Source organism: Paracidovorax cattleyae (genome assembly GCF_900104515.1).
Classification (GTDB): Bacteria; Pseudomonadota; Gammaproteobacteria; order Burkholderiales; family Burkholderiaceae_C; genus Paracidovorax; species Paracidovorax cattleyae.
The window spans coordinates 49,514-66,633 of sequence record NZ_FNJL01000032.1 but is presented as its reverse complement, the minus strand read 5'-3'; the positions used below and the strand labels follow the sequence as shown (position 1 = coordinate 66,633).

The window sequence follows — 17,120 nt, the reverse complement described above, 5'->3', positions numbered from 1 at the left end:
GAACTTCAAGCGCAGACCGAGGAAGTGGAAGCCGAGACCGAACTGGAGGTCAGTGTCGATGACTAGTCATTCCTAGAAGCCCCGCATAGCAGCAACATGCCGGCGTTAAAGGCCAAATGAGCATCAGATGCTGGTGCAACTGGTGCGTTCTGCTGTCCTGAAATCGCTACCAGAGCGCCATCCAAGTTCTCCTAACAGCGTTCACATCATTCGATGCATCTGAGAACCTCCGCTTCGGTGGCGGCGTCAAGAAGGCGCGCCCGCAGCGGTTGAGCGACTGTTGAGATTGCGCCACCTAGAGGTCGTCAATCCCGAAGTGGTGACGCCGTTAAGGACAAGCCCTCGAAAACAGATATAGATGCGCTTGCCTTCGGCCACGCGACTGCCCTGACCGCGGTAGCGGGCGTCGGTGGACAAACCTCAGAAAAGTGCGCCGTTCCACCTCCCAGCGAGACGGCGCACCATTGATCGATCAGGCCTCAGAGCGCTTCAGTAGCGACTCCAACTGATCGATCAGTCCGACCTCGACGAACACGCAGTCCTGGCAGGCCTCCAAAGGCACATCGAACAGCTTCGCGAACACCTCGCGCCGCAGGTGCGCCACATGGCCCGTACGGTACGCATGCTCCGGCTTCAGACGGTCTGCATGGGCCGCCACAGCGCTGCGCTCAGGATCACACTCGATCAACGCGACGAAGCCGTCGTCGGCAAACTTCCGGTGCTCGGGGCACAGCCCCCAGCCCGTCGTCGTGTGGCGCTCCATGCTGGCGCGCAGGCGCCTGTCCAGCAGGAGGGAGCCGGTCTCGAACGCGCTGCCACAGACCAGGCAGACATGTTGTTCCAGCGAAACGTGCGATTTCTCGTTCATGGCGATCTCCGGTTGCTCGGGCGGAATTGCCCGGCACCGTCGCCATCACGGCGCAGCGCAAGCCGTCAGGGGTCGCAGACGGCCGCGGGCCGCCAGCGTGCCCAGAGGCACGCGCAGCCCTTGACGGCGAGAACGCCGTGGTACGGTCAAGGGAACGGCAACTCTGCCCCCTACCCCAAACGAAGCCAAGTAACGGCAAGCACAGCGCGCAGGCCCGGCGAGCCCGGGCCGCAGATGCCACCGCGGCGTTTCAATGCCCCTGCGCCTGCTCCTGGTAGTCGGTGAGGTAGTGCTCGGGATTGCTCTGCGCCGACAGGCCCGCGTCGTAGCTCACCCAGGTCGGCTTCGGCGTACCGGGTACGTACAGCTCGCCCGCGGCCTCGCCGACGATCAGCAGCACGTAGGGGCGTCCGTCGAGTTGCACTGTGTAGCGGGTGTCCCTGTCGGTGGTGCGCGTGCTGGCAAGCAGGATCTTGCCGTCGATGGCGTTGTCCACGTCGATGACCTGGATCAGCGCCTGCTGTCGCTCGCGCGGCCCGTAGCGCAGCGTCGATACCTTGACGCCATCGGCCGATGCGTAGGCCTTGACCTGCTTGGCCACCTCCGGCCGCGCCGGCTCGGCCTGCGCGGCGGAAGTGGCGCCGGCCAGCGGCAGCGCGCAAAGCAGGAAGGCGAAAGTGAGGTGACGCGAACGAGATAGCAGGTGCATTGATGAGGCCCTTGGTGGAAACTAGATGGGATAGCCAGGCTGGTCGCGCCGGGCCGTGTTGATATAGACGAAGCAGAACTCCGTTTCCCCCACGGCAGCGGATCAAGGAGAAGCCAGTGAGAGGACGCACCCTGCTTTGCCGCCGCGACGGCCCCCTGCAGCCACCGGTGCCGATACATGTGTGGGGCAACGCGCCGGACTATCGCCAGCGTCGCGTCCGTCACGCGGGGCGTCATCCCGTGGAGCCGCACCATGGCCACTGAACTGGACCGCTGGTTCGCCCAGCAGATCCTTGTCCACGAGGCGGCGCTGGTCGCCTATCTGATGCGATGCTGGCCGCATCCGCAGGAGATCCACGATCTGCGCCAGGAGGTCTACACCCGCGTCTACGAAGCGGCGCGGCGCGCCTTGCCGGACACGCCGCAGGCCTTCCTGTTCGCCACCGCGCGCAACCTGATGGCCGACCGGGTGCGGCGCAGCCGCATCGTCTCCATCGAGGCGGTGGGGAATCCGGACGACTTGAACGTCTTGATAGATGAACGTTCTCCGGAACGCTGGTTCGGCGGCCGCCAGGTGCTGGCGCGGCTGGCCCACGCACTGGACCGACTGCCGGACCGCTGCCGCGAAGTGATCTGGCTGCGCCGGGTGGAGGAACTTTCGCAGAAGGAGGTGGCGGTGCGCCTGGGGATCAGCGAGAAGACCGTCGAAAAACACATGGCCAAGGGCGTGCGTCTGCTCGCCGATCATTTCCATGGCGCGGTGGTGACGTCCGCCACGATGCCCGTGGCAGCGCAGGAACCACGAGATGGAAAGCTGGGCGATTGAAGCGCTGGCCGCGCAGTGGCTGACGCGGCGCGAGAGCGGCAACTGGGGCGCGTCGGATCAGGCCGAACTCGACGCATGGCTGGAGGCGTCCACCGCGCACCGGGTCGCATTCCTGCGCCTGGACGTGGCATGGAACGAAGCGGCGCGCTTGCGTGCGCTGGGGGCCGGCATTCCCGCGGGGCAACCGGCCCCGCGCGACTTGAGCACGGGCCTGACGGTGACGCCAGGTCCGTCGATCCCCTCGCCGCTGCAAGTACCGGCCATCGCGGCCCGGTCCCACGTGCGGCGGCGCACAGCCTCCCGTCGCCGCGGCTGGCTGCTGGCCGCGCTCGGCGCTGCGGCCAGCGTCGCGGTCGCCGCCGGACTGTATCGGGGCCTGGTGCCGGCGGAACCGACGGCTCAGGCCTATCGCACCGAGATCGGCGAACTGCGCACCGTCACGCTCGCCGATGGCTCGCAGGCGACGCTGAGCAGCGACAGCCTGCTGGAGGCCCGTATCGGGCCGCAGGTGCGCCGGGTGGTACTGCAGCGGGGCGAGGTGTTCTTCGCGGTCCGCAAGGATGCGGCGCGGCCGTTCGCGGTGCAGAGCGGCGCGCGCCGTGTGGTCGCGGTCGGCACCCGCTTCGACGTGCGGCAGGACCGCGACGCGCTGCGCGTGGTGGTGACCGAGGGCATGGTGCGCCTGGAGGATCCACGCGCCGCCGATCGCACGCAGGCCATGCTGATGCCTGCCGGCAGCATCGCGACCGCTGACCCGCAGGGCGTGCGCGTCCACCGCGCCAGCATCGCCGAGGCGGAGCGGCAACTGGACTGGCGCCAGGGCTACCTCAGCTTCGACGATGTGACGCTGCCGCAAGCGGTGGCCGAGATCAACCGATTCAACCGGCGGCCGCTGGTGCTGGCCGATCCGGCACTGGATATGCTGCGGATCAGCGGCAGCATCCGCTGGAACGATCTGGACGGCTTCGCGCGGCTGCTGGAACGCGAGTATCCAGTGCGCGCAGAGCCGCATGAGGAAGCGGTGATCCTGCGTCGGCGTTAGGGCGCGGCCGCGCCGCGCAGCGGCCTGCCGCCCTCCCCGTTCCCGTCGCACCCACCAGGAGATGCCATGCCGCAGCGGTCGATCCACCGGAGACTGACGTGGTGCGCCTTGCTCGCCACCGCAGCCGCCTCGGTGATCGCGCAGCCGGCCCGCTTCAACCTCCCGGCCGGGCCGCTGGCGCCGGCGCTGAACGCCCTGGCGCGGCAGGCAGGCCTGCAACTGCTGTACCGGCCGGACCTGGTCCGCGACCTATCCACCCCAGGCGTGCGCGACATGGCCGATCCGCTGCGGGCGCTGGACGCGCTGTTGCAGGGCACCGGCCTGGAAGCCCAGCGAGAGGGCCAGGACATTGTGCTGCGGCGGCGGGCCGCGGTGCTCGCCCAGCCGGCACCGGTGGCGCCTGCGGATACGCCGCCCCCCACGCAGCTCGCCACGATGCAGGTCACCGGCTCGCGGATCCCGCGAGCGCAACGGGAAGGACCGTCGCCGGTGACGGTGATCGACGCCCAACAGATCCGCGCCAACGGCTTCACGCGTCTGCCGGATGTGCTGCGCGCGCTGACCCAGAACAGCGGTGAGACCCAGAGCCAGCAGTCCGCCAGCGGCGCCGACTACGCGCCGGGCGCCGAACAGGTGAGCCTGCGCGGGCTGGGCCCGAACCACACCCTGGTGCTGATCAACGGCCGCCGCGTGGCCGACTTCCCCCTGCCCTTCAACGGCCGCAGCAACTTCGTGGACGTGGCGAGCCTGCCGCTGGGCATGGTCGAGCGCATCGAGGTGCTGAGCGGCAGCGCCTCGGCGATCTACGGCTCCGACGCGATCGCCGGGGTGGTCAACATCCTGCTCAAGCGCGACGCCGACGGAACCGCCCTGGACGCCCGCGTCGGCCAGAGCAGCCGCGGCGACGCGAGCGCGCTGCAGGCCAGCCTCACCCATGGCATCTCCGGCGACGCGCTCTCCGGCGTGGTCAGCGTCGAAGTGAATCTGCAACAGCCGCTGTGGGGCTACCAGCGCGGCCGCCAGGATTCCAGCAGCGACGCCCCCACGCCGCGCTCGGCCGCACCGCGCCCCGTGTTCCTGCGCACCGATGGCGCCGACGTCTATCTCGATCCGGGCGCGGCCACCTGCGCGGGCCTGGCCGCGCTCAACGACCACGATACCGGCTACAACGCGCGCGAGGGCGAAGGTGGCGCCGGCCTGCCCGGCTACTACTGCGGCAGCCGCCGCGCACTCGGCTACAGCACCCTGCTGCATCGCCGGCGCAGCCTCGATGCCTATTCCACGCTGCACCGCCCCCTGGGCAATGGCGGCGAATGGTTCGCCGACGTGCAGGTGGGCGTGCAGGACGTCGCGTTGATGCGCGACGTGCAGGGCTGGACGTACATGCGGCCCGACGGCAATGAAGAGGGCTATTTCTACAACCGCCGCACCGCGCAGGTGGAGTACTGGGGCCGGCGGTTCACGCCGGAGGAAATGGGCGGCCTCGCGACCCGCATGGTGCGCAACCGGCAGCAGCGCCTCAGCGTGGCCACCGGCGTCGAAGGCGACCTGGGCAGCGACGGCTGGTCCTACGAAGCCGTGCTCAGCCACGCGCAGGCGCAGTTGCGCACCACCTGGCCGCAGATCGTCGCCGCGCGCGCCAACGCGCTGTTCCTCGGCGCGCCGCAGGGAATCGATCCCGGTTCGGGCTACCCGATCTTCGATGCCGATCCGGCGCGGCTGTACACCGCGCTGACCCAGGCCGAGTACGCATCGATCGCCGCGCGCACCACCTACCGCCCGCGCACGCGGATCGACACGGCCGCGCTGACCCTGCGCCATCCCGCGCTGTTCGAGCTGCCCGGCGGCGATGCCGGCCTCGCCCTCACCGCCGAAGTCGGCGAGCAGGCCTACGCCCTGCACCCCGACCCGCTCGCGCCGCAGTCCTACTACTACAGCTGGCGCGATGCCGACGGCGCGGGACAGCGAAGTCGCTGGGCACTGGCCGGGGAACTGCGCCTGCCGCTGCTGGAGCCGCTGACCCTGGAGAGCGCGGCGCGCTACGACCGCTACGCCTATTCCGGTCGGCAGATCGGCCGCTTCACCTGGAGCACCGGCCTGGAGTGGCGGCCGAACGAGCACCTGCTGCTGCGCGCCTCGCAGGGCCTGGCGTTCCGCGCGCCCGACCTGCATTACCTGTACGCCGGCGAGGGCATCGACGAAAGCCAGGGCACGGACTACCTCCGTTGCGCCCGCGAAGAAGACACCGCGGCGGCGACCGATTGCCGTTTCGACAACGAGCCGCTGCTGCGCCGGCGCCGCGGCAACCTGGACCTGAAGCCGGAGACCAGCCGCTCCTGGACCGCCGGGCTGGTGTGGTCGCCACTGCAGGGACTGGACCTGGGCCTGGATTACTTCGCCATCGATCTGCGCGACCAGGTCGAGGACCTGTCCGCCGACCGCGCGCTGCGCGAGGAAGCCGACTGCCGCCTCGGCCGCCGCCCGCTCGCCTCGCCCGCCTGCCAGCAGAGCGTCGCCCGGGTCGTCCGCACTGCAGACGGACGGCTCTACGCCGTGGCGCTGGGCCCGATGAATCTGGCCCGCACCACCACCAGCGGCATCGATGCGCTCCTGCACATGCAGCGCGACACCCGCTTCGGCACCTTCGACGCGTCGCTCGCCTACACCTGGGTGCGCCAGTACCGCACCCAGCTCTACGCCGGCGAGCCGATGCAGGACGCGTTCGCGGTGAACAGCGGGGTGGACATGCCGCGCAGCAAGGCCAGCGCCAGCCTGACCTGGTCGCGCCAGGACTGGTCGGCGACCCTGCACGCGCAACGGCTCGGCCGCCTGCCGAGTTGGGCGTCGGCCCTCGGGAGCTACGACGCCGGCAGCGGCCTGTCGCCCTGGATCGGTGCCAGCTACCGCTTCAACGCCACGGTGGCGTACTGGATCGACGCGCGCAGCACGCTGACGCTGGCGGCCACCAATCTGCTCGATGCGATGCCGCCTCGCGATCGCAGTGCCACGGTATACCCGTACTACGACGTGTCGTGGTTCGACACCGTCGGCCGCCAGCTCTTCGTGCAGTACAGCCGGCGCTTCGGGGCAGCGTCGCGCTAGGTGTGCATCGTGAGCGGGACGCGTGTCGCGCGCAGGAACGAGGCGGCCTTTCCCGCGTGCGCACGCCGTTCGCCGCGGTAGGGAAAGTCCCGTCTGGCTCGTCTATCTAACGCAACGCCCCCTGCGGGAGACGCTGCCGCGTACTGCTGCCGGTTCCCGCATCGCCCTTCCCGGAGCATCCGTTGCATGCAGACCCTGATCCAGCGCGGCATGGCCGCCCTTCACGTGGACGACTTCGCAGGCCTGTACCAGCTGTGGTCCGGCACGACCGTGCCCAATCATCTGCAGGCGGCCGACCTCGACGTGCTGATGCAGCGCTGCGACGCCAGGATCCAAACGACGCCGGGCGATGCCGGGCCATGGATGGTGAAGTGTCTGATCTACCTGGACCGCAGCGAGCACTTCACCGGCAACCGCCGGCAGGCGCTGCGCACCGCCGCCGACTGGGCCGGGCGCGCGATCGGCCTGGCCCCGGACAACGCCGAGGCGCACCGCCTGCTCGGCAGCGCGCACTACTGGCTGGACGAACCTGCCGCTGCGATCAGCGCCTACCGCAACGCACACGCCCTGCAGCCGCAGGTGGACCTGCAGATCCGCCTGTTCCAGATGGAATCGCTGCACGCCGGGCAGTCGCCGCAGCTGCTGCAACTGGATTTCCGCGACGGCAACGCGTATCGCTACTACAACGCCGGCGTGTCCATCGGCAAATGGAAGCATGCCGGGATGGATCCGGCCGACGCCGGCTACATCGACGCCGTGCAGTTCGCGCTCTACGAACACTGCACCACGCTGTTCCGGCAGGCCCTGGAGCCGGGCGACGGCGCCACCCTCAACATCGACACCCACACCTTCGCGATGTGCTGCAACAACCTCGGCATCCTGTACATGGACCGGGGCCTGTACGCGCAGGCGCAGGCCATCCTGGAAGAAGGAGCGCGCCACAGCCAGTTCCAGTTCCTGTACCAGAACCTGCGCGAGGCCTACCGCCACCGGGGCATGAGCGCCGAAGCGGCGGACCTGGCACTTACCCTGATGATGGATTACGAGCTGGATACGCCGCTGTTCCTGGATTGCGCGCAGGGGGCATGCAGCCATCTCAACCGCACTGGCCGCTACGCCGAAGTGCTGGACATCGCCGATGCGGCGCAGGAAGAGTTCGACGCGCTGCCCGACGACGCCCAGGCCGATCCGGAACTGCTGCGCATGTATGCGCTGGTGCAGGCGCACCACCGGCTCACCGCGGCGCGGGCGCTGGGCCGGCTGCAGCCGGAGCAGGTCGATACCGCCCTGTCGCAGGCGGCAGCGGAGGCGAATCCGCACGATCTGGACACGCTGTTCGTGCACGCCAGCGCGCTCGGCGAAGCGCGCGACTACCCCGCCGCAGTCGCCGCCTACGCAACGCTGATCGCCCAGGCCGCACAGCAGCAGGATCTGCAGGCGCTCAAGCGCGCGCGACACGGGCGCGGCTATCTGCTGCTGTACTACCTGCCCGACGCCAGGGCGGCACTGCAGGATTTCCTCGCCGTGCAGCGCGACGGCACGGACGATTTCTACACGCACTACTACCAGGCCAACTGCCATTACGTGCTCAAGGACTACCGCAGCGCACTGCCGGCCTGCGACGCGGCACGCGGCCTGCTCGACGATGCCGTGTTGCAGGCGGACCCCGGCTCGGTCGCGCAGCTGTACATGATGGAGGCCAATTGCCACATGAACCTGGGCGCCTATTCCGCGTCGGTCGCCGCCTTCGAGCGCTCGCTGGCGCTGCACGAGCGTGCGGACGTGCGCGAGAGCTACGACCTGGCCCGGCAACTGGCCGCCAAGTCGAAGAAGAGCCTGCTTGGGCGGTTGTTCTCGTGACTGCCAGGACCGTCAGGAGATGAATCGCGTTGCGCACATTGCCGGCGCGGTGCCGCGTGCTGCCGCGGCGCCGTTCCCACGTCGCCTCCGCGTGCGACCTCGTGTGTCCTGACACGGCCGCCGTGTCGATGCACCGCGCGCTGCTCGGATTGAGTCTGCTGCTCGGCGCCTGCGCAGCAAAGGCAGCACAGGCGCAGGCCGCCGCGGGTGCTGAGCAGCGCATGCATGCCCTGCAGCAGCACCAACGCGGCCAGCACGCACAGGCCTACGAGGCGCGCGTTGCCGCTGTTCTGGAGACCGGCCGAGGAAATCTGCGGGTCGCTGCCATCTACCCATGCGGATGGGTTGCCGGACAGGGCATACAGCAGCGTGCCCAGCACGTAGCCGCTCCAGGCCAGCACCTGCGCGGCGATCGCCACCGCCTTGCGCGCCTGTGCCATCGCGCGGCCTCACTCGCACACGAACAGCGTGCCGGCGGTCGGATCGGCGCCGCTTGGACGCAGCGGCTTCGCCTCGCAACGTGCGACGTCGCCAACGCGCATGGACACCTGCACCCGGCCGTCCGGCCCGTATCCGCACACCACATAGATGCCGTGCGGGTCAGGCGCATCGAAGCGCCAGATCGACACGTCCGCATCGCCGGGACGCCGGTGGGCACGTCGGGGCTCTGCAGCGGTGCCTCGGCGACGTGCAGGCGCTCGGGGCAACGCAGCGCCTCCCTGGCCGCGGCGGGCGCCGCGAACAGGGCGGCGATGAGCAGGGGCAGCGCGCGGCGCGCCGTGGCGGACATTCCTTTCGAACCCATCGCGTGCTCCTTGTCGACTGCAACACCTTGCATGCGCATCGGTCCGTCGCCGCAGTGGCGGCGGATCCATCCCATTCCCTCGCCACCCAGGCCCGCGCCCAGGCAGCCCTCCCTCCGCCTGTGCGCGTCGTTCGTCGTGCACAGGCACTTCACCGAAGGAGTCGCCTGATGCATCCCACGCTCTACCGCCCGGCGTTCGCACGCCGCACCCGCCGCGTCGCGCCGCTGGCCGCCGCCATTGCCGTCCTCGCCGCGGCTGGCCCATACACCGTCCACGCGCAAACGGACCCCACCACCTTGCCCACGGTGCGCGTCAGCGAACGCATCGATCCGAGCAAGCGCAGCAGCACCGCCACCAAGACCGACACCAACCTGCTGGAAACTCCGCAATCGCTCTCGGTGATCGACGACGCGCGCATGCAGGCCCAGGGCGCGCAGACGCTCAAGGATGCGCTGAGCTACACGCCCGGGGTGATCCCCACGCGCTACGGCACCGACTCGCGCTACGACTGGATCTCGCTGCGCGGTTTCGACGCCTATGCGCCCGGCTTCTACCTGGACGGCATGGCGCTGCGCAACAACGGCAACTGGGGCATCTGGCCGATCGAGCGCTACGGTGCCGAGCACATCGAGGTACTGCGCGGCCCGGCTTCGGTACTGTACGGGCAGAGCGGCCCGGGGGGGTTGGTCAACGCGGTCAGCAAGCGCCCCACCGCCGAGCCGCTGCACGAGCTACAGGTACAGCTGGGCGATCACCAGCGGCAGCAACTCGCTGGGGACCTGTCCGGACCACTGAGCGAGGACGGCACCGTCCTGTATCGCCTCACCGCCCTGGCGCGCGAGGCCGAACTGCCGGCCGGCGGCATGCGCGACGACCGCCGCTTCCTGGCCCCGGCGCTGACCTGGGCCCCAAGCGAGGCCACCCGCCTCACCCTGCTCTCGCAACTCGGCCGTACCCGCGCCGGCGTGTACCTGCGCATGCGGCCGGCGGTGGGATCGCTGGTGCCGACCGCCATCGGCACCTACCTCCCCAGCCACCTGTTCGAGAGCGATCCGACCTACAACCGCTTCGACCTGGACACGGCGATGCTCGCCGCGCTGTTCGAACACCGCGTCAACGACGTGCTCAGCCTGCGCCAGAACGCGCGCTACGGGCGCCTGAAGGTGGACTACCGCAGCGTGCAGGGACGCGGCTTCGTCATCGACGACCCCACCGATCCGCTGGATCCGGCGAACTTTGCCCGGCTGCGCCGCACCGCCTCGGACAGCCAGGAAACGGTGCACGCGCTGAACCTGGACAACCAGCTCGAACTGCGCCTGCATGCCGGCGCCGTGCAGCACACGCTGCTGTTCGGCCTGGACTACCAACGCACGCGCATCGACCAAGTCAGTCACAGCGGCGGCACTATCACACCGCTGGACATCCGCCACCCGGTCTACGGCGATCCGGTGCGGATGCCCGCGCCCTGGTACGACGGCATCGCCACGGTAAGCCAGACCGGCCTGTACGTGCAGGACCAGGTGCGCTGGCGCGAGCGCTGGCTGCTCACGGTGGGCGCTCGCTACGACCGGGCGGAAAGCCAGCTGGACAGCCGCCTGGACGGCAGCCGCAGCGACATCGTCGAACGCAAGGCGAGCAAGCGCGCCGGCCTGACCTACGTAGCCGCGAGCGGCTGGGCGCCGTACCTGAGCTACAGCGAATCCTTCGTGCCGACCGCCACGCGCGACCCGCTGAGCGGCCGCGCGTTCCGCCCCGAAAGCGGGCGCCAGTACGAAGCCGGGCTGCGCTTCCAGCCCGAAGGCGGCACCCAGACGTACAGCGCCGCCGTGTTCGACCTGCGCCGGCGCAACTACCTGACCTACGATCCGGACTTCCTTCCCCGCCAGACCGGCGAGACGCTGGTGCGCGGCCTGGAACTGGAGGCGGCGCTGCAGCCGCTGCCGCGCCTGCAGGTCGTCGGCTCCTACAGCTATACGCCGACGGTGGAAGTCACCGCCAGCAGCAACCCGCGCGAACTGGGCAAACCGCTGTCGGCGGTCTCACGCCACGCCGCCGCGCTATGGGCCGACTACCGTTTCGACAGCGGCATCCGGCTCGGCCTGGGCGCGCGCTATACCGGCGCCAACCGCGGCGACCTGGACGCCGCGCGCGCCGAAGTGCCGGCGTTCACCCTGTTCGACGCGCTGCTGGGCTACGACCGCGACCGCTGGAACTTCGCCTTGAACGTGCGCAATCTCGCCGACAAGACCTACCTCAGCAACTGCGACGCCTACGACAACTGCTACTACGGCGAGCAGCGCCGCGTGACGGCCACGGCGACGTATCGGTGGTGACGGCGCGCATGCGCGATGGCGAGATGCGTCGTCGCGCACGCGCTTCGCGCAGGTCGTTCCCCGCGCCTTGGTGTGATGTCGGGGCGTTCTCTCGTTTCGGCGAGGCACGTTCCATGCGCGCCGCACGCACCGATGACGGGGCGCTGCAAGACAACCGCGCCCCTGACGTGCGATCTCTTGTTCATAGCATCTCCGGTTGCTCCGGGGTGAGACTGCATGGCGGCGCCGATATCACGGCGCAGCGCAAGCCATCAGGGGGCGTAGACGGCCACAGGCTGCCAGCGTGCCTCCAGGCACGCGCAGCCCTTGACGGCGAGCACGTCGTGGTACGTTCAAGGGAACGGCAACTCCGCCACCCCGACCCCAAACGAAGCCAGGACCGGCAAGCGAAGCGCGCAGGCACGGCCCTCCGGGCCGGAGGCGTCAGCCGAGCGCAGCGAGGGAACGATGGAAGCCCGCCAGGGGCGAGACCCGCGCAGCGGGGCTCGATGCGCAGCACGACAGCGCGGCCCGGCGTTGCCGGGAGACGCCCACTGCCGATCTATGACCATCCACGGCGGGGAGATACCATCTGGCAAAAGGGCAAGGGAATCGCACGATGCCAAGAAGGAAAAGGAATGCACCAGCCGAATACGGCGGCTTCATCCTGACATTCGAACCTGGGCGCACCCAGTGGCTGCAGGAACGTCTGCATCCAGGGGTGAACTTTTCAGATTCGTTCTCCGCTTTCGACTGGGACATCGAGCCGCGAGAACTGGTTGCCCTGGCACTTCAGCAGGACCCTCTCCAAATCCATGCATTCGCCATGATGGAACGCATGCATGGCAGCGGCGGTTCTGGCAAGGGCAAGATGCGTATGACCAAGCCGTTGCTTGTCTTCGACCAGCCCGTCACCTCAAGAATGCTGGCACCGCTGGAATTGGACTCGCTCGTCAGCACTCCAGAGCGATTGAAGCGATTGGACGGCCAGTCCTGGAACCAGTTCATAGAGCGATTGCAACAACTGCGCCCGGCCGACGCAGATCGCATCAACGACATCATTGCCCTGCGCACTCAGCAGCATCGATTGCCCGAGAACAGCCAGCGCGAACTCCGTTTGAATGAGCAGCGAGACGGCCTGGGCCTGGCCTTGGACATAGGCGGGCTGGACCGAGCGGAAGTCCTCAAATCAATGAACACCGAGCGCGCCCCGGACGCCACGTCGGTGCTGGATCTGTTGGACGCCCTCCCTGTTCATGAGCGCACACTGCTGGAGCACGACAGCAGGATCTTCAATAGGCTCCTGGGAGAACGACCAGTCAGGGTCGCCACTTTTGACAACGGCGACGACCGCTCGGTTCGAGTAATCGTCACCGACCAGACCGATCTGGAGACCGTACTGGGCATCGACCTCCTGATCTACAACAGCTGCTACGACAACTACGTCCTCCTGCAGTACAAGCGCATGCGCAAGGAACCTGAGAGCTGGAGCTATCCCATTCCTCCATCGTCAGACCTCCTTGCTCAGTTGCAGAAGACCAAGGACTTTAAGACCGCCGCCGCGCGCCTCAACCTCGCGCCATCGCCATCGCTATGGAGCTACAGGCTGAGCCACGAGCCCTTCTTCTTCAAATTCTGTGAGCAATTCCGCCCCAATGCACGCGACGAAAGCCTGATCCCTGGCATCACGATGTCAGCCGATCATCTGGACGAGTTTCTTCAACTGCCTGAAGCCAGGAACAAGAGGGGGAGCACATCCGTTGGCTATCACAACTGCCCGCGCTACTTGAACAATTCGGAGTTCATCCAACTGGCAAAGTCCGGCTGGATCGGCACCAGTGCCCAATCATCCGAGTTCTTGAAAGACGTCCTGAGCGCCAACCGAGAAGGTGGCCGGCAGGCCATGCTCGCCATCATCGATCCACCACAGGAGAAGTCTGCAGCCGGCAGACGCCGATAGTGGATTCGTGCATCGGCGCGGCCTTCAATCAGCTTGGCGCACACAGTCTCTGCAGATAGACAGAAGCCGCCCCTGAAGAAACAGGAGCGGCTTCCAGGTTGGTGCCCGAGGCCGGAATCGAACCGGCACGCCTTTCAGCGAGGGATTTTCGTACCACTTCGACTTTCGCCGCCAGCGCCAGGGCTGTTCGTGGTCTGGAGCACGCCTTCACCATCGCCTTGCGGCATTAGGTGCCCGCCGTCTGCTCTCTACACCTTCCCGGACGAGGATCCGGGCTTGGCTCGGCGTTGGCGCGGACACCGAGGTATCCAGGGCTTTCGCCGACTTTGACGGGCTTCACTTCGGGCGTTTCCCCCCGAAGGCTCAAATTGTTTAAGTCCCTTGTGTCTACCGATTTCACCACTCGGGCAGTACATGGTGCGCTGGAACCACAGTTCCTTCTGCTGGCTCCTGCTTGGCTCCTGACCACCATTCCGAGCCGAAATTCCTCGTCCTGGGTGATCGCAAACCGTTGTCACTATTACTCTTTTGCCCCGCCAGCACAGGCAGACAACACTTGACAAAACAGATTTTAAGTCCGCAGTGTCTACCAATTTCACCATCGGGGCGCCGGCTGCGCCGCCCGGGCTCCGAACCTGAGCGTAATCCCGGAGCGGGGTGCATGCAAAGTGAAAAAGGGAAGCCGCAGCTTCCCTTGTATCGACCGAAATGGGTTCCGTGCGTTACGGCAGTTGCGCCACGGCCGCAGGGCACCTCCCCCGGCCGTGGAAACCGTCCATTATGTACCAAGTCGGGCAAAGCCCTTCCGGGGGTGCCCTTCCCCCCGCAGCCCGCAGGCGCCTCAGGCCTCCTCGTACTCGATGGCGAAATCGCTGTCCGCCACGCCCAGCCGGATGCGGCGGATCGACTTCGACTCGACCGAACTCTGCAGGAAACGCATCGCCAGCCGCGGCAGCAGGTTCTGGGTGATGATCCCGTCCACCATCCGGGCCCCGGATTCCACCTCGGTGCAGCGCTGGCGGATGAGTTGCACGGCGGCGTCGTCGATGTCCAGCACGGCGCCATGGCGCTCGGCGATGCGCGTCTGGATGCGCTTGAGCTGCAGGCGGATGATCTGCTCGAGCATCGCGTCCGAGATCGGGTAGTAGGGCACCACTACCAGACGGCCCAGCAGCGCGGCCGGAAATTTCTCCAGCAGCGGCTTGCGCACCGCCTGGGCCAGCGCCTCGGGCTGGGGGGCCAGCTCCGGGTCCCGGCACATGCCGGCGATCAGTTCCGAGCCCACGTTGGAGGTCAGAATGATGACCGTGTTCTTGAAGTCGATGTAGCGCCCCTCGCCGTCTTCCATCCAGCCCTTGTCGAACACCTGGAAGAACAGCTCGTGCACGTCCGGATGGGCTTTTTCGATCTCGTCGAGCAGCACCACGCTGTAGGGGCGGCGGCGCACAGCCTCGGTCAGCACGCCGCCCTCGCCGTAGCCCACATAGCCGGGCGGCGCGCCCTTGAGCGTGGAGACCGTGTGGGCCTCCTGGTATTCGCTCATGTTGATGGTGATGAGGTTCTGCTCGCCGCCGTACAACGCCTCGGCCAGCGACAGCGCGGTCTCCGTCTTGCCGACGCCCGAAGGGCCCGCCAGCAGGAACACGCCGATGGGCTTGCCCGGGTTGTCGAGTTGGGCGCGCGCGGTCTGGATGCGGCGCGTGATCGCCTCCAGGCCGTGGCGCTGGCCGATCACCCGCTTCTCCAGCGTGTCGGCAAGCGTCAGTACGGACTGCACCTCGTCGCGCACCATGCGGCCCACGGGGATGCCCGTCCACTCTGCGACCACGGCGGCCACCACGCCCGCGTCCACGACAGGCTGCAGCAGCGGGTCCTCGCCCTGCAGGCGCGCCAGGTCCTGGCGCAGCGCGCCCAGTGCCTCGGGGGTGGCGCCCGCCGGGAGCACGGCCGAGCCCTGCGCCGCACCGGCCGCCGTTGCAGCCTCCCCTGTGCCGGTGGCTGCGGACACTATCGACGCGTCGGCCGGTGGTGTGCCGGTTTCCGCGGGCTTGCCGGCCGGCTTCAGCAGCGCCGCCTCCGCGTCCACGATCTGCTGCACCAGCACCTTCTCGCGCTCGAACCGCTCCTGCAGCGCGGCCTTCTCGGCCAGCAGGCACTCGATCGAAGCGCCGATGTCGGCAAAACGGCCGGCATCGCCCACGCCCAGGCCCAGTTCGCGCTGCACGATGCCCTTCTCGACCTCCAGCGCCTCCAGCTGCCGCACCACCGATTCCAGCCGCGCCGGCGTGGCGTGCAGGCCCAGCGCCACGCGCGAGCAGGCGGTGTCCAGCAGGCTCACGGCCTTGTCGGGCAACTGGCGCGAGGGGATGTAGCGGTGCGACAGCGTGACCGCTGCGGCCACGGCGTCCTCGCCGATGCGCACCTTGTGGTGGCCTTCCAGCTTCGCCGCCACGCCGCGCAGCATGTGCACCGCCTTGGCCTCGTCCGGCTCGTGGATCTGCACGAGCTGGAAGCGCCGGGTGAGCGCCGGGTCCTTCTCGATGTATTTCTTGTATTCGGCCCAGGTGGTCGCGCCGATGGTGCGCAGCACACCGCGCGCCAGCGCCGGCTTGAGCAGGTTGGCGGCATCGCCCGTGCCCGCCTGCCCGCCCGCGCCGACCAGCGTGTGGACCTCGTCGATGAACAGCACGATCGGCACCGTGCTGGCCTGCACCTCGTCGAGCAGCGAGCGCAGCCGGTTCTCGAACTCGCCCTTCATGCTCGCGCCGGCCTGCAGCAGGCCGATGTCCACCACGCGCAATTGCACGTCCTTCAGCGGGGGCGGCACGTCGCCTGCCGCGATGCGCAGCGCGAGGCCCTCCACCACGGCCGTCTTGCCCACGCCGGCCTCGCCGACCAGGATGGGGTTGTTCTGGCGCCGGCGCATCAGGATGTCCACCATCTGGCGCACTTCCTCGTCGCGGCCCGTGACCGGGTCGAGTTCCTGCAGGCGCGCGCGCTCGGTCAGGTCCACCGTGTAGCGCTTGAGCGCCTCGCCCGGGCCCGCCGCGGCACCCGTGGCGCCGCTGGCCTCGCCGGGCACGCCGCCCAGGCCGCTGCCGTCCGCGGCCTTGAGGCGCGACTCCGGCGAGTCCGGCAACAGCCGGCCGAACACCTCGCTCAATGCGGGCTCGCCCAGCTTGTTGAATTCCGCCGAGACCGCGCGCAGCTCGTTGGCCAGCACGCGCGTTCGCAGCATGCCCGAGAGCCAGTAGGCGCTGCGGATCTGCGATTCGCCGTACATCAGCGTGGCATACACCCAGCCGCGCTCGATCGAGGACTCGATCTGCGCCGAGAAATCGCTGATCGACGTCGCTCCGCGCGGCAGCCGGTCCAGGCTCTGCAGCACGTCGGCGGCGAGCCGGTCGGAATCCACGGCGAAATGGCGCAGCAGCCGGATCAGGTCGGAGTCCGTCTCCTGCAGCAACTGGTGCAGCCAGTGCACCAGCTCCACGTACGGGTTGCCGCGCAGCTTGCAGAACACGGTCGCGCTTTCCAGCGACTTGAAGAGCAGGGGATTGAGCTTGCCGAAAAGGGCTTGCCGGCTGATTTCAGACATGGGACCTCGCGGATGGAAATGAAAATCGGTGAAAGGAT

Annotated in this window: 11 protein-coding genes; 6 read left to right on the top strand and 5 right to left on the bottom strand. The window is 68.3% G+C overall.

Going from position 1 to position 17,120, the window contains the following annotated elements; all coding sequences use genetic code 11:
* Positions 1–472: 472 nt before the first annotated feature.
* Both BLR05_RS21205 and BLR05_RS21200 read right to left on the bottom strand, forming a co-directional pair.
* Complete coding sequence (locus BLR05_RS21205; protein ID WP_092838532.1) at positions 473–868, bottom strand: ATPase; 396 nt, start codon at positions 866–868, stop codon at positions 473–475.
* Positions 869–1,118: 250 nt separating this feature from the next.
* Positions 1,119–1,577 carry a hypothetical protein gene (locus BLR05_RS21200; protein ID WP_208606040.1) on the bottom strand — a complete coding sequence of 153 codons (459 nt, stop codon included), beginning with the start codon at positions 1,575–1,577 and terminating at the stop codon, positions 1,119–1,121.
* Positions 1,578–1,829: 252 nt separating this feature from the next.
* Between BLR05_RS21200 and BLR05_RS21195 the strand changes: the two genes are divergently transcribed.
* The 4 genes from BLR05_RS21195 to BLR05_RS21180 all read left to right on the top strand — a co-directional run bounded on the left by BLR05_RS21195 (position 1,830) and on the right by BLR05_RS21180 (position 8,406).
* Entirely contained in the window at positions 1,830–2,402 is a 573-nt protein-coding gene (locus tag BLR05_RS21195; protein ID WP_092838529.1) for an RNA polymerase sigma factor, read from the top strand.
* Entirely contained in the window at positions 2,383–3,444 is a 1,062-nt protein-coding gene (locus tag BLR05_RS21190; protein WP_092838526.1) for a FecR family protein, read from the top strand. Before BLR05_RS21195 ends, BLR05_RS21190 begins: the two co-directional genes overlap by 20 nt.
* Positions 3,445–3,552: 108 nt before the next feature.
* Entirely contained in the window at positions 3,553–6,546 is a 2,994-nt protein-coding gene (locus tag BLR05_RS21185) for a TonB-dependent receptor (RefSeq protein ID WP_208606039.1), read from the top strand.
* A gap of 186 nt (positions 6,547–6,732) precedes the next feature.
* Positions 6,733–8,406: a hypothetical protein gene (locus BLR05_RS21180; protein WP_092838520.1), complete on the top strand. Its 1,674-nt coding sequence runs from the start codon at positions 6,733–6,735 to the stop codon at positions 8,404–8,406.
* Here the strand turns inward: BLR05_RS21180 and BLR05_RS26820 are convergent.
* The gene (locus tag BLR05_RS26820) at positions 8,340–8,846 is read right to left on the bottom strand and encodes a hypothetical protein (RefSeq protein WP_208606038.1); all 507 of its coding nucleotides are present in this window, start codon (positions 8,844–8,846) and stop codon (positions 8,340–8,342) included. The genes BLR05_RS21180 and BLR05_RS26820 overlap by 67 nt on opposite strands.
* Positions 8,847–8,855: 9 nt before the next feature.
* Positions 8,856–9,035, bottom strand: a complete 180-nt coding sequence (locus BLR05_RS26815) for a hypothetical protein (protein WP_208606037.1) — start codon at positions 9,033–9,035, stop codon at positions 8,856–8,858.
* Between the two features lie 344 nt (positions 9,036–9,379).
* Between BLR05_RS26815 and BLR05_RS21165 the strand changes: the two genes are divergently transcribed.
* Together BLR05_RS21165 and BLR05_RS21160 are read left to right on the top strand one after the other, a co-directional pair.
* On the top strand, positions 9,380–11,545 hold the full coding sequence (locus tag BLR05_RS21165; RefSeq protein ID WP_092838516.1) for a TonB-dependent siderophore receptor: 2,166 nt from the start codon (positions 9,380–9,382) through the stop codon (positions 11,543–11,545).
* 598 nt (positions 11,546–12,143) lie between these two features.
* Positions 12,144–13,484, top strand: a complete 1,341-nt coding sequence (locus tag BLR05_RS21160) for a hypothetical protein (RefSeq protein ID WP_143015970.1) — start codon at positions 12,144–12,146, stop codon at positions 13,482–13,484.
* Positions 13,485–14,325: 841 nt separating this feature from the next.
* Here BLR05_RS21160 and tssH read toward each other — a convergent pair.
* On the bottom strand, positions 14,326–17,082 hold the full coding sequence (tssH, locus tag BLR05_RS21155) for a type VI secretion system ATPase TssH (RefSeq protein ID WP_092838510.1): 2,757 nt from the start codon (positions 17,080–17,082) through the stop codon (positions 14,326–14,328).
* Positions 17,083–17,120 lie beyond the last annotated feature (38 nt).

Bases quoted from the DNA above. Each gene is read 5' to 3' on its own strand.
- BLR05_RS21180 (WP_092838520.1), top strand. From the start codon at position 6,733: ATGCAGACCCTGATCCAGCGCGGCATGGCCGCCCTTCACGTGGACGAC.
- BLR05_RS26820 (WP_208606038.1), bottom strand. From the start codon at position 8,846: ATGGCACAGGCGCGCAAGGCGGTGGCGATCGCCGCGCAGGTGCTGGCC.
- BLR05_RS21160 (WP_143015970.1), top strand. From the start codon at position 12,144: ATGCCAAGAAGGAAAAGGAATGCACCAGCCGAATACGGCGGCTTCATC.
- tssH (WP_092838510.1), bottom strand. From the start codon at position 17,082: ATGTCTGAAATCAGCCGGCAAGCCCTTTTCGGCAAGCTCAATCCCCTG.
- BLR05_RS21165 (WP_092838516.1), top strand. From the start codon at position 9,380: ATGCATCCCACGCTCTACCGCCCGGCGTTCGCACGCCGCACCCGCCGC.
- BLR05_RS21205 (WP_092838532.1), bottom strand. From the start codon at position 868: ATGAACGAGAAATCGCACGTTTCGCTGGAACAACATGTCTGCCTGGTC.
- BLR05_RS21195 (WP_092838529.1), top strand. From the start codon at position 1,830: ATGGCCACTGAACTGGACCGCTGGTTCGCCCAGCAGATCCTTGTCCAC.
- BLR05_RS21190 (WP_092838526.1), top strand. From the start codon at position 2,383: ATGGAAAGCTGGGCGATTGAAGCGCTGGCCGCGCAGTGGCTGACGCGG.
- BLR05_RS21200 (WP_208606040.1), bottom strand. From the start codon at position 1,577: ATGCACCTGCTATCTCGTTCGCGTCACCTCACTTTCGCCTTCCTGCTT.